The organism is Mycobacterium stomatepiae, assembly GCF_010731715.1.
Lineage (GTDB): Bacteria > Actinomycetota > Actinomycetes > Mycobacteriales > Mycobacteriaceae > Mycobacterium > Mycobacterium stomatepiae.
The window spans coordinates 5081476-5094013 of sequence record NZ_AP022587.1 but is presented as its reverse complement, the minus strand read 5'-3'; the positions used below and the strand labels follow the sequence as shown (position 1 = coordinate 5094013).

Sequence of the window (12538 nt, the reverse complement as noted above, 5' to 3'; positions counted from 1 at the left end):
CAGATCACCCGCCCGATTCGACGAGTCCGTAGACCCGTCGGGCATTGCTCGTGGTGATTCGGGCTAGTTCCGCTGCCGGGCGATCGAGCAGTTCCGCGACCGCACGAACAGTATAAGGAAGGCAGTACGGCTCATTGGGTGCGCCACGATAAGGATGCGGTGTCAAAAAGGGCGCGTCCGTTTCCACCAGCAGCTGGTCGGCCGGAATCAACGGCACGGCTTCGCGCAACGCATGCGCATTACGGAAGCTCACCGTCCCGGACAGGCTGATGAACCATCCGGCGTCGGCGCAGCGGCGGGCCATCACGGCGTCGGAGGAAAAGCAGTGAAAGATCACGACGTCGGGCGCGCCCTCGGCGTCCAGCACGTCGAGCACCGCGGCGTCGGCGTCCCGGTTGTGAATCATCAGCGGCTTGCCGCTCCGCTTGGCCAGGTCGATGTGCCACGCGAAGGCCTCCCGCTGCACCTCGGGAGCGGCGCAGCCGTCCAGCCGACCGGGCCAGTACAGATCCATGCCCGTCTCCCCGACGGCCACCACGCGGAGGTCGGCCGCCAGCCGCTCGATCTCGGCGCGCGCGTCGTCGTCGAGGGCGTTGGCGCGCGTCGGGTGCAGCGCCACGGCGGCGTACACCCGCGGGTCCCAACCGGCCGCCCGGGTCACCCAGCGCGCCGAGTCCAGATCGTCGGCGATCGTGACGACGGCGCCCACTCCGACCGCCGCGGCACGGTCGAGGATGGCTCGCACACCGTCGGCGTCCTCGGCACCGCACGCGTCGAGGTGGGTGTGCGCATCGATCAGGGGCGCCAACGGCTCCGGGGCGGGCGGCGCTTCTCGTTTACCAGGTCGGCTGGAGCTCACGCGCACACAATAGGGTGAATCTCGATGAGGCCTTATTACGTCACCACTGCGATCGCGTATCCAAACGGTGCGCCGCATGTCGGTCACGCCTATGAATACATCGCGACCGACGCGATCGCCCGCTTCAAGCGGCTCGACGGTTTCGACGTGCGCTTCCTGACCGGTACCGACGAGCACGGCCAGAAGGTCGCCGAGACCGCGACGGCCGCCGGGGTGCCGACCGCCGAGCTGGCCCGGCGCAATTCCGATGTGTTCCAACGCATGCAGGAAGCGCTGAACATCTCGTTCGATCGCTTCATTCGCACCACCGACGCCGACCACCATGAGGCGTCCAAGGAGATCTGGCGGCGCATGCAGGCCGCCGGTGACATCTATCTGGCCACCTATTCGGGGTGGTACTCGGTGCGCGACGAGCGCTACTTCAGCGACTCGGAGACCGAGGTGGTCGACGGCACCCGCATCGCCACCGAGACGGGCGCGCCGGTGACCTGGAGCGAGAAGGAGCAAACGTTCTTCTTCCGGCTCTCCGCGTACGCCGACAAGCTGCTGGCCCACTACGAGGCCAACCCCGATTTCATCGGTCCCGAGGTGCGCCGCAACGAGGTCGTCAGCTTCGTCTCCGGTGGGCTGACCGATTTCTCGATCTCGCGCACCACATTCGACTGGGGCGTGCAGGTCCCCGAGCACCCCGACCACGTGATGTACGTCTGGGTCGACGCGCTGACCAACTACCTCACCGGCGCGGGGTTCCCCGACACCGACTCGCCAGTGTTCCGGCGCTACTGGCCCGCCGATCTGCACATGATCGGCAAGGACATCATCAGGTTCCACGCCGTATATTGGCCGGCGTTTCTCATGTCGGCCGGAATCGAGCTACCGCGAAGGGTTTTCGCGCACGGATTCTTACACAACCGCGGCCAGAAGATGAGCAAGTCGGTGGGCAACACCATCGACCCGGTGGCCTTGGCAGACGCGTTCGGCGTGGACCAGCTGCGCTACTTCCTGCTGCGCGAGGTGCCGTTCGGCCAGGACGGCAGCTATAGCGAAGAAGCCATCGTCAACCGGATCAACACCGATCTGGCCAACGAGTTGGGAAACCTGGCGCAGCGGTCGCTGTCGATGATCGCCAAGAACCTCGACGGGGTGATGCCCGAACCCGGCGAGTTCACCGCCGCCGACGCCGAGCTGCTCAAGGCCGCCGACGCGTTACTGGCGCGGGTGCGCGCCCATTTCGACGAGCAGGCAATGCACTTGGCGCTCGAGGCGATCTGGCTGATGCTGGGCGAGGCCAACAAGTACTTCTCGGCCCAGCAGCCGTGGGTGTTGCGCAAGAGCGAATCCGAGGCGGATCAGGTGCGCTTCCGCACCGTCCTGTACACGACCTGCGAGGCGGTCCGCATTGCGGCACTGCTGGTGCAGCCGGTCATGCCGGAGTCGGCCGGCAAGCTGTTGGATCTGCTGGGGCAGGGCAGCGACCAGCGGACGTTTACCGCGATCGGTACGCGGCTAACCAGCGGCTCGATATTGCCGGCGCCCACGGGCGTATTCCCGCGATATCAGCCAGAATCCGAAGACAGATAACCGAAAGGCGAAACAAGTGCAGCGAAGCGGCCTCAGCTCATGCATGAGGAAATATGCCCAACATGACCTCTGGCATAGACCATAATCGGCCTGTGGAGCGACGACAGAATCGGCACCAGCACAATCAATCGCCGATGACCACCTTGAAGCAACTGCCCGCCCTGGTGGTGCTGGAGCGGATTCCGGTTCCGGTGCTGGCGGTCGGCGACGACGGCGCGATCTTGTTCACCAACACCGCATTCGCGGAAATGGTGGGCTACGAGTCGGAAGAGGTATTGGCGTTGCGCTTCGGTGAGGTTTTCTTCCGGGCCCCCGACTCGGAATCCTCACTGCTGTCGGTCGTTCATGCGTTGGCGAACGAAGTAGTCGAACTGGCCCACAAAGACGGCTCGGTCGTACGCGCGCTGATGAGCAAATCGGTCGGAATGCGGGCCGACGACCGATTCGCCCTGGCGACGTTCCAGGATTTGACCGAGCAGTTGTGGGACGACGAGCGCTAGCGTTTTGTTACGCGCCGGGCGCGGAGCAACACCACTGCGGCACCGATGACGGTCACCGCGAGCCAGGCACCGCCCAACCACCAGAGCCACCCCAAGTCCGAGTGCGGCTCCTCGGCCGCGGCAACCGGACCGGCCGTCGGCGAACGTTCGATGGTCACCGGTTCTTGTCCGGCCACCGCCACCACCGCGACACCCTTGAGCCGCTGCCAGTGCTTGTTGTCGCTGCCGACCCACCTGATCAGGTCGTCGACCTGAGCGGACGTGCCATTGGACGTCGCTACCAGCAGTGACCGGCCCTTATTGAAAACCGTTTGGAGAGAACCGAATTTCATCGTCGGGTCCAGGGAGAGCGTGGTCGGCTTGCCATCGGCCGTGTAGGCATTGACGGTGATCGGGCCGCTGGGCCCTGCCGACACCGGGAGCACGACATTGGAGTGGTTCCACCCGTCGGCCGAAATCAGGATCGCGGGATTCGACGAATCGATGGCCTGCTGCACGCTCGTCACGCGGGTATAGATCGGCGTCGAGCTGATGCGTTGCAGTCCGACCACCAAGTTGATGGCGCGCACGGTGTCCGGCAGCGAGTGCGCCTCGATGCCTACCTGGACCCGCGGCATCAGCGCTTGCGGAAGCGACTGGAAGCCATCGGGCACCGGCGGTGCGGCTTGCCTGCTTTCAATCGTGGTGTCGCCGCTGATGTTCAGCGTCAGTAGCTGGTTGCCGGGCCCGGCGGTGTAGAAGTCTCCGCAGTGGCCGATGTTGCCGGCCACATCGAGCACCACGTCGAGACTGGTATCGCGCTGCAGCAACCGGTCGGGCACATCCACCCAGCGGTCGATGGTGCCATGGCCGTCGGTCGGGAAGTGGTCGATGGTCTCCGCGCCGATGTTGACGGTGACCTGACCGCCGATGTTGGACGGGGTCGGGGTGTAGGAGCCCAGCAGATGTACGCGCACTCCGCGGATGGATCTGCCGTACCGGGTCTGGTCCAACCCAATGGACACCCGCGGTTGCAGCTGGGTCGAGTTGGCGACTGGCTGCCCCAGGTCACGCATCGTCGTGGTGTCGCCGGGTTGCTGCGGGCGGGGCTTCAGTTCGTCGGCGACGGCCTTGGACGAAACCGCCAGCTGGGACAGGTCGTTGAAGAGCACAGCGGTGTCGGATTCGTCGGCTTCCCCGAGCGGTCCCGACATCAGCATCCACGTCGCGGCGCCGGAACCCTGCAGGGCCAGCCCGTTGTCCGATCCCTCTTTGACGACGATCTGGCGTTCCAGCGATTGTGGCGGTGCCGGCGGCGCAACCTGCCCTTCGGGCAGTGGGACGACGACGATCTCGGGGTTCTGCCGGCCGTAGCGCGAGGCGGCCGAGGCGGCCAGTTGAATCGCCGTGTCGGACTCCGACGTCGACGGGGATTGCGGCAGGTAGATGCTCAGCTTCTTCAACACCGGCGGCAAGAAGTGCGCCACTGTGGTGGGCGGCAGTTCCGCGCCGGTGTAGCTGATCGTCGGGCTGGACAGGCGTAGCGGGCTTTCCTGGTACAAGCAATATCCGTCCAGCGGCACCAGGTAGGTACGCACTGTCACCGTCAGCCAGTTGTCGACAACCTCCGCACCGGCCAGCGGGATGACGAGCGGCGTCTGGTCTGCGGTGGGCAGGTTTATCTTCGCGATGGTGCGCTGGTCCTGGCTCACGGTAAGCGTGCCCGTCCGCAGATTGATCGGCAGCTCGACGGTGGCGTTCAGCGCGCTCGGCGTCAGGCCGCGCAACACCGGCACGGTCAGCACCTGCGAGCTGCTCAGGCCCCAGAACTCCAAGCTGGGCGCGGAACCGAGGTCGGCCAGCGACAGGGTCAGCGAGTCCGTCGTCGTACCCGCATCCGAAGGCGCGGCCCCCGACGGTGGGGCGCTCAAGACCAGGAACCCAATCACCCCGACCAGAGCAGCAAGTCTGGCTACATACTTTCGGTACACCGCCGGAACAGTATGCATTCTTTCGGTACGTTGTCGAAACGGCGCGCAGTTGAGGCGTTGGACCGAGGCCAACGCCGGGCGTTTGCTCAGGTTCACCCTGTTTCCGACACCGGGGTGACGTCGCGGCGCGGCGCCACCGGCCGGGAATGGCGCATGGCTTCGCGGGAAAGGAACTGGCGGAAGTACGGCAGGGACGCCTCCGAGACGATGCCGGGGAGCAGCAGTTCCCACACCCGGATCAGGCGCTCGACGTCACCGGTGGCGCCGGCCTCGGCCCGCGGACCCAGGCCGGCGATCGCATCGGCCAGCGCCCGCGTCCCGAACATGGCGCCGAAGATCGACTCGCTGACCTCGCCCGGATCGAGGTCCGGCCGCAGGTCACCCTCGGCGATCGCCCGCCGGGCCTCACCGGCCAGCTGCTCGACCATCGCTGCGCAGAACTGCCCCGCCGCTTCGTTGAAGCCGCGCAACGTGCAGGTCAGCTGCTCGGCGGCGCGGGCGGTCTCGTCCGAGCCCAGCATCCCGATGATGGTGAACGTGCCGTGCAGCAGGTTCTCCAGGCCAGGTGACGCGTTTCCGCACACGTTGCGGAACCCGTTGAGCAGCGTCTCGGCGCCCTCCTCGATGATGGCCGACGCCAACGACTCTTTCGAGTCGAAGTGGTGGTAGAGGGCGCCCTTGGTCATCCCGGTGCGGTCGATGATCGTGCCCCAACCGGCGGCCGCATACCCGACCTCGCCGAAGACGTCGATGGCGGCTTTGAGGATCTTTCGCCGGGTAACCTCAGACCGAACCTGGCGCGCCATTGCCCCTGTTCCTCCGGAGTTTCATCGAGTGCGCAGATTCGGGATCTCGTCTCACATTGCGCCGCAACAGAATCAAGATTAACAGCAGTCGCAAATCCGGCTGTGGCGTTCGGCCTGGTTACGACGAATCGGTGGGGGGTGAGCTGGTGTTGATCGCCAGGGCGGCACGTCGCCGCAGGAACTGCCGGAAGTAGTCACCCCGGTCGGGTTGCAGAATGCCGGCCAACAGCAGGCCCCAGCACTTCTCCAGGTCCAGCAAGAACCGCTCCGGATCGTCGAGATTGCTGGTCTTGCGCAGCCCCATGTGCAGGGACACCATCATGCGTCCCACGTCCATCGGCTCACACCGCTCGTCGACGTCGCCCTCAGCGATCGCCTGCGCGACGACGTCGGCCAGCGCCTTGACCCACTGCTCCAGCAGCCGCTCCTGCAGGCCCTCCGAACGCCCGACCGACTCGATCAGGTTCAGCCCGGCCCTGACATGGTCGGTCTTGATGTCCTGGATCGCGATCAGATACGAGAAGTCGATCAGCGTCTCCAGGCCCGAAAGTCCCCGCGTGACCAGGTCCTGGACGGCGGTGGTGCCGGCTTCGGTCTGCTTGTCGATGATCGCGACCGCCAGGGCGTGCTTGGACCGGAAGTGGAAGTACATCGCGCCTTTGGTCAGTTCCGCCTCGGCGAGGATGTCGTCGAGACCGACCTCGTGGTAGGCACGCCGTGCGAACTGGTGCGATGCGGCACGCAGGATGTGTCGGCGGGTCGCATCGGCCCGCCCATCGGTTGAGTGACTTGTCATCGAAACCGACATCTCAGCTCTCCGGCACGGGGGGATCCTCGATCAACGCTGGTCGGCAACGACAACCCGGCGCCAACGCCGGACCCTGCACCACCCGCAGGGCCCCCCACTAGGCAAACAGGGCCCTGACCTGGGTTGATTGCCTTCACGTTGATGATGCCTTCCTGAGCAGGGCACACACCTCGCCTCTTCAACGCGGTTCGCGCAAACACGCGCCGCAGTCCTCCGGACCACATTTGAACTGACTAGAAGGTTAGCAGCACTGGTCACGAATTCATGGTTGTGTTCATGCCAGTCTCGATACTTGTCGTCAGGCTCACCGACATATCATTGACCATTAGTATGTGTTTTGAGCTATTATCAACTCGTCAGTTTGTTGCCATGAACCTCTCGGGGATGGAAAGCACATGTTGATCGTCACCACTCAGCCGATCGCCAAGGCCGCAGCGGCCTCCGCGGTCCGCTGACACCTAGGGATTCACGATGGACTTTGGTGCTTTGCCCCCGGAGATCAACTCCGCACGGATGTACGCCGGCCCCGGGCCGGCGTCGCTGACGATGGCCGCGGTCGCCTGGACCAACCTGGCCACCGAGCTGCACTCTGCCGCAGGTTCTTACCGCTCACTGATCGCGGGATTGACCACCGGACGGTGGCTCGGCCCCACGTCGCTGACCATGGCTTCCGCCTTCGGCCCCTATGTCGCGTGGATGTCGGGGGCGGCCGCGCGGGCCGAGGAAGCCGCCAGCCACGCCACGCTCGCCGTCGAGATCTATGAAGCCGCCTTCGCGATGACCGTCCCGCCGCCAGTAGTGACGGCCAACCGCATCCAGCTCGCGACGCTGATGTCCACCAACTTCTTCGGCCAGAACTCGGCCGCGATCGCGGCGAACGAGGCCGAATACGGCGAGATGTGGGCGCAGGACGCCGCGGCGATGTACCAGTACGCCGGAAACTCGGTGGCCGTCTGCGACGTCTCCCAGTTCAACATTCCGCCAAAGGTCACCGACGACAGTGGGTTGGTCGCCCAGAGCAATGCGGTCAGCCAGGCCGCGGCAGCCACCGGATTGCAGCACGCAGACCTCGCGAACCTGGTCTCCCAGGTGCCCACCACGATGCAGTCGCTCACCACGCCCGCTACCAGCACGGTTTCGACAGGTACCAGCACCGCCGTGTCGGACACGCTGACCAACCTCGCGGCGCAAGTGCCCAACTGGCTGCCGAACTACCTCAACGCGGGCGCCACCCCGCTTTACGGGATGTCCTCCGTGCTCTCGATGGCCCAGACCGCGCAGGGCATGGCGCGAACCGCGGCCGAGAGCGCTGCAGCCGCCGCGCAAGGCGCGGCCTCGGGTGCGGCGAGTGCGGCCTCCGCGTTGCCGAACATCGGATCGGGCGTGATAGGCAGCCTCGGCACGGCGGCCCACCTGGGCCCGATGTCGGTGCCGACGGCCTGGACCAGTGTGATTCCGAACGCCCCGATGGCCGCCTCGGCGCTGCCGAACATCGCCCTCAACGGCAGCTCGATGCCGAACATGCTGGGCGGACTGCCGATGGCGCGGGGCACCGCTCCGCGCACCCCTCCGGTTCCTCGCTACGGGCTCATCCCCACCGCGATGGCTCGCCCGTTCGCCGCCGGATAAGAAAGCAGCCCTCCTATGCACGCCCCATACGGAAGGAGCGGTATGTGAAGTACACGCCAACAAAGGTCGCCGGCGTGACGATCGTCGACCTCGAACCGCAACGGGACCACCGCGGCTTCTCGTCACGTTCGTTCTCCGCAGGCGAATTCGAGCGTTACGGCCTGACTTTCAAGGTCACCCAGACCGACGTGTTCTTCAACTACACCCGGGGTACCGTGCGGGGGCTGCACTTTCAGGTGCCGCCACACACCGAATCCAGGTTGGTGCGCTGCACTCGAGGTGCGATTGCCGCCGCCGTCGTCGACATCCGGCCCGAGGCACAGACTTTCGGCGACCACATGATGGTCGAGCTCAACGCCGACAATCACCGGGCGCTGTTCCTGCCGCCCTACATCGCGTACGGCTTTCAGACCCTGACCGCCAACACCGAGGTCAACTACCAGATCAGCAGCCACCGCGAGCTGGCCGACGAGCGGGGATTGCGCTGGGACGACGCGGAATTCGGAATCGAATGGCCACTGCCAGTCACCGTGATCTCCGAGGAGGACGCGAGCTGGCCCGCATATGCGCCGCGACCCACGCCGATTGTGAGCGCAGCCTCATGCTGAGGGGCGCCGCCACCGCGCCGGTTCTTCAGGTGACCTACCCATCATGTGCGATATAAGGACGCCGCGCGATGATCATGCCAATGGCTCCGGCACCGTCCGCGACGGCGTTCCGCCCCAATCAGCCACCGCATAAGCGAAAGCCAGCAGGGATGATCTCGTTGCCGGGTGGTCGACTTCCTGGTTCGGCATTGGCCATCCGGTCGGTGGCGGCACCCCGCGGTAATGCCGTGCGGCGCTGGCAATTCCAGTATTCGCAGCGACTGCGCATCACCGACTCGGTGATCGTCTTCGGATCGGTCATGCTCGCGCAATACGTCCGGTTCGGGGAATCCCCCGCCCGCACCTCGGGCCACTCGGGCCCGGTCATGACGCTGTTCTCGATCCTGTTCGCGGCGCTGTGGCTGTCGGCGCTCGCGGTATTCCAGACGAGGTCACCGCGCATTATCGGAGCCGGCATCGACGAGTACCGCCGCATCGGCAGCGCGTCCTTTTGGACCTTCGGCATCATCGCGATGGTCACCCTGCTCGCCAAGGTCGACCTGGCCCGCGGGTACCTGGCGATCGCCCTGCCCGCCGGCACCCTCGGATTGCTGGCCAGCCGCAGCCTGTGGCGCCAGCACCTCGGCAGCCTGCGTGCTCGCGGCCAGTGCCAGACCAAGGTGCTGGCGGTCGGTGACCGGCAGGCGGTCGCACACCTCGCCCACGAGCTGGCCCGCAATCCCCGGGCGGGCTGCATCGTGGTCGGGGTCTGCATTCCCGGATACGGCCCGTCGCGCGGCAACACGCTGGTGGTCGACGGCCGCGAGGTCCCGATCCTGGGCGACGAAAGCCATGCCGTGGCAGCCATCGACGGCTGCGGCGCCGACACCGTGGCGGTCACCCGGACCGAGCACTTCGGTGTGCGCGGCATCCGAGAGCTGATGTGGCAGTTGGAGACCAAGGACGTCGACCTGGTGGTCTCCCCCGGCGTGATGGACGTCGCCGAGGCGAGACTGACCCTGCAGCTCACCGCCGGCTTGCCCCTGCTCCACGTCGAGAAGCCGCAATACGAAGGGACACAGCGCTTTCAGAAGCAGGCCTTCGACTTCTGCTTCTCCCTGGCCGCCCTGATCGCGACCGCGCCACTGTTGATCATCGCGGCGATCGCCGTCAAGCTGACCAGCCGGGGCCCCGTCTTCTACCCGTCCGAGCGCATCGGCATGGACGGAAACCCCTTCACCATGCCGAAGTTTCGCACCATGACCGACGGTGCCGACAAGCAGATCGACCACCTGCTGGCGCATAACGAGAGCGCCGGCGGCATGTTGTTCAAGATGCGCAACGACCCCCGGGTCACGCCCGTCGGCCGGATACTGCGCCGATTCAGCATCGACGAGCTGCCGCAGTTCATCAACGTGATCAAGGGCGACATGAGCGTCGTCGGGCCGCGGCCGCCGCTACGCCGGGAAGTCGAGAACTACGACGGCGACGTCGCACGCCGGCTGCTGGTCAAGCCGGGCGTCAGCGGCCTGTGGCAGGTGAGCGGCCGCTCGAATCTTTCCTGGGAGCAGTCGGTCCGGCTGGATCTGTCCTATGTCGACAACTGGTCGATGGCGGGCGACCTGATGATTATCGCCAAGACCGTGAAGGCCGTTCTCACCAGCCACGGCGCATACTAGGGAGTCATGACCGAGCCGACGGCACCAGGTGCGGTCGTACCGTCAGTGCCGCTGCGGCGGATGGCTCACGCGTTCTCCATCCAGCTGATCTGCCGAGCGCTGGGGATGATCGCCTCGGTGGCGTCGGTGGCGATGACCGCCCGCTACCTGGGACCCGGGCGCTACGGCCTGCTCTCCATCGCGATGCTCTTCATCGCGATGTGGACCAGCCTGGCCGATCTTGGGATCGCCACCGTGATCGTGCGCCGGGTGACCTCCGGCCACGGTGATCTCGAGCGCCTGGTCCGCGTCAACAGCGGTATGGCCCTGGTCTACTGCGTTCCGCTGGCACTGCTGGCGGCCGGGTCGGGCCTGCTGATCTATCACGACTCCGACGTGCAGGTGATGCTCGTCGTGTTGTCCGGGGCACTGCTGATGCAGACGATGGTGACACGATTCGAGCCGGTGCTCCTTGCCACCGTGCGGTTTTCGGCGGTGGCCATCTCCGACGTCCTCGGCCGGCTCGGCGCGCTGGGCATGGTCACCTTCCTGGTCGCGCAGCGATCCGACGTCGTGTGGTTCGCTGTTGCACAACTCATCCCACCCGCCGTGCAACTGCTGATTCAGGGTTCGGCGGCGATGCGCCACATCTCGGTGCGCCCGATCTTCGCGCCCCGCGAGGCCGCCGACCTGTTGCGGGAAAGCCTGCCGCTCGCTGGATTCTTGGTGGTCGGGTACCTGTACTGCCGCGCCGACGGCGTGATCCTGTCCCTGCTCAGTAGCCACTCCGAGGTGGGCGTCTATGGCCTGGCCTTTACGATCGCCTTCAACACCATCGTGGTGTCACTGGTATTCCTCAAGTCGACGCTATCGACGGCCACCGAGCTGTTTTCGCGTGACGTCGCCGCCTTCGCCCGCTTTTTGCGCCGCAGCGTCGAGCTGATGTGCTTCGTGGCAGTCCCCGTCGCGGTTGTCGGCGCGTTGCTGGCCGGACCATTGATCGAACTCTTCGGCGATAAGGCGTTCGTCGAGCGCGGGACGCCGACGCTGGCGTTGCTGTTCATCGCGGCGGCCCTGCGATTCGTGGGCGGCACCCTTGGCCAGGGCTTGGTCGCCGCCCACTATCAGCAGGTCTTGCTGTGGTTGACGGTCGCCACTCTCGCACTCAACATCACCCTCAATCTCCTGCTGGCCGGACGATTCGGTGCCGTCGGACCCGCCGTCGCTCTGGTGTGCACGGAGTTGTTCAACATGGCGATTTCCAGCTGGTGGCTGCGCCGCAAGTGCGGTTACTCTTCACCGGTGCTGTTCTTGCTGCGGTTGCTGGTGCCGACGGCAGCGAGTGTCGTTGTGACACTGCTACTCTCGGGCTATCACGTGGTTTTCATCCTAGTGGCTGCCGCTACTGTTTACCTCGCCACCAGCGCGGCGGTCGGGCCGCTGAAGTGGTCGGCATTGGCGTCGTTGCGCGAGAATCAACTGACGACATGACACGTCACGGGGATTCCGCATACCTCAATTCGCCGGGCGATGAAAGCACGGTGTGCCGGTGATCAGGACTCGCGAGGACCTGCGTGCGTACTTGGCGGCGGACTTGAAAGCCTACGGCCTGCAACGTTGGCAACTGCGCCACCGGATCTTGGAACGCCCGGCTTATTTTCAGCGCCTGCTTCGCAAATCCGAATATTGGACCAACACGGCCCGGACGCCGGCCGGGCACGTCATCGCTGCCTATCTGAGGCTGCGCACCAAGCTTTTGGGTGAAAGGCTCGGATTCGACATTCCTCGCAATGTCTTTGGTCCGGGTCTGTCGATCGCTCACGCCGGCTTGGTGGTCGTGCACTACAAAGCCCGCGTCGGCGCGAATTGCCGGATTCATCACGGAGTGACGATCGGGGAAGGGCGTCCCGGCCACTACCCGACCGTCGGCGACGACCTGTTCATCTCGCCCATGGCCTTGGTGTTGGGTGCCGACGTCGGTAACCGCGTCAGCATCCGCCCCGGCGCCGTTGTCACCAAACCGGTGCCCGACGACGTCGACGTAGCTGGATACCCGGCCCGGATCGTCAACGACCGTCGCTCACACACGGGGGACTAGCTGGTGGTCTTCATCGCGGCGGCCGCGGGCCCGCTCACCTGG

General features: G+C 65.6%; 11 protein-coding genes. 7 read left to right on the top strand and 4 right to left on the bottom strand.

Translation table 11 applies throughout. The features are described 5' to 3' along the window. Positions 1–4: 4 nt before the first annotated feature. Entirely contained in the window at positions 5–865 is an 861-nt protein-coding gene (locus tag G6N54_RS24310; RefSeq protein ID WP_179969121.1) for a TatD family hydrolase, read from the bottom strand. Between the two features lie 18 nt (positions 866–883). Between G6N54_RS24310 and metG the strand changes: the two genes are divergently transcribed. Both metG and G6N54_RS24300 read left to right on the top strand, forming a co-directional pair. Then, complete coding sequence (metG, locus tag G6N54_RS24305) at positions 884–2440, top strand: methionine--tRNA ligase (RefSeq protein WP_163792726.1); 1557 nt, start codon at positions 884–886, stop codon at positions 2438–2440. A 134-nt stretch (positions 2441–2574) separates the two neighbouring features. Further along, positions 2575–2940 (top strand): PAS domain S-box protein, encoded by a 366-nt coding sequence (locus G6N54_RS24300; RefSeq protein WP_163792724.1) that lies wholly within the window; start codon positions 2575–2577, stop codon positions 2938–2940. On the opposite strand, the gene G6N54_RS24295 is transcribed toward G6N54_RS24300, so the two are convergent. The 3 genes from G6N54_RS24295 to G6N54_RS24285 all read right to left on the bottom strand — a co-directional run bounded on the left by G6N54_RS24295 (position 2937) and on the right by G6N54_RS24285 (position 6512). After that, the gene (locus tag G6N54_RS24295; protein WP_163792722.1) at positions 2937–4928 is read right to left on the bottom strand and encodes a hypothetical protein; all 1992 of its coding nucleotides are present in this window, start codon (positions 4926–4928) and stop codon (positions 2937–2939) included. The two genes, G6N54_RS24300 and G6N54_RS24295, sit on opposite strands and share 4 nt — an antisense overlap. A gap of 74 nt (positions 4929–5002) precedes the next feature. Then, complete coding sequence (locus G6N54_RS24290; RefSeq protein ID WP_163792720.1) at positions 5003–5716, bottom strand: TetR/AcrR family transcriptional regulator; 714 nt, start codon at positions 5714–5716, stop codon at positions 5003–5005. 118 nt (positions 5717–5834) lie between these two features. Then, positions 5835–6512, bottom strand: a complete 678-nt coding sequence (locus G6N54_RS24285; protein WP_163792718.1) for a TetR/AcrR family transcriptional regulator — start codon at positions 6510–6512, stop codon at positions 5835–5837. Positions 6513–6995: 483 nt separating this feature from the next. On the opposite strand from G6N54_RS24285, the gene G6N54_RS24280 reads away from it, so the two are divergent. From G6N54_RS24280 to G6N54_RS24260, 5 genes are all read left to right on the top strand, one after another. After that, on the top strand, positions 6996–8153 hold the full coding sequence (locus G6N54_RS24280) for a PPE family protein (RefSeq protein ID WP_163792716.1): 1158 nt from the start codon (positions 6996–6998) through the stop codon (positions 8151–8153). A gap of 44 nt (positions 8154–8197) precedes the next feature. Further along, entirely contained in the window at positions 8198–8761 is a 564-nt protein-coding gene (locus G6N54_RS24275) for a dTDP-4-dehydrorhamnose 3,5-epimerase family protein (RefSeq protein ID WP_163792715.1), read from the top strand. Between the two features lie 80 nt (positions 8762–8841). Then, the gene (locus tag G6N54_RS24270; protein WP_232072977.1) at positions 8842–10419 is read left to right on the top strand and encodes a sugar transferase; all 1578 of its coding nucleotides are present in this window, start codon (positions 8842–8844) and stop codon (positions 10417–10419) included. Between the two features lie 6 nt (positions 10420–10425). After that, positions 10426–11889 carry an oligosaccharide flippase family protein gene (locus G6N54_RS24265; protein ID WP_163792713.1) on the top strand — a complete coding sequence of 488 codons (1464 nt, stop codon included), beginning with the start codon at positions 10426–10428 and terminating at the stop codon, positions 11887–11889. 58 nt (positions 11890–11947) lie between these two features. Then, entirely contained in the window at positions 11948–12496 is a 549-nt protein-coding gene (locus G6N54_RS24260) for an LbetaH domain-containing protein (protein ID WP_163792710.1), read from the top strand. Positions 12497–12538: the final 42 nt, after the last annotated feature.

Coding starts and splice junctions, on each gene's coding strand:
- G6N54_RS24290 (WP_163792720.1), bottom strand. CDS start 5,716: ATGGCGCGCCAGGTTCGGTCTGAGGTTACCCGGCGAAAGATCCTCAAA.
- G6N54_RS24280 (WP_163792716.1), top strand. CDS start 6,996: ATGGACTTTGGTGCTTTGCCCCCGGAGATCAACTCCGCACGGATGTAC.
- G6N54_RS24295 (WP_163792722.1), bottom strand. CDS start 4,928: ATGCATACTGTTCCGGCGGTGTACCGAAAGTATGTAGCCAGACTTGCT.
- G6N54_RS24265 (WP_163792713.1), top strand. CDS start 10,426: ATGACCGAGCCGACGGCACCAGGTGCGGTCGTACCGTCAGTGCCGCTG.
- G6N54_RS24285 (WP_163792718.1), bottom strand. CDS start 6,512: ATGACAAGTCACTCAACCGATGGGCGGGCCGATGCGACCCGCCGACAC.
- G6N54_RS24300 (WP_163792724.1), top strand. CDS start 2,575: ATGACCACCTTGAAGCAACTGCCCGCCCTGGTGGTGCTGGAGCGGATT.
- metG (WP_163792726.1), top strand. CDS start 884: ATGAGGCCTTATTACGTCACCACTGCGATCGCGTATCCAAACGGTGCG.
- G6N54_RS24270 (WP_232072977.1), top strand. CDS start 8,842: ATGGCTCCGGCACCGTCCGCGACGGCGTTCCGCCCCAATCAGCCACCG.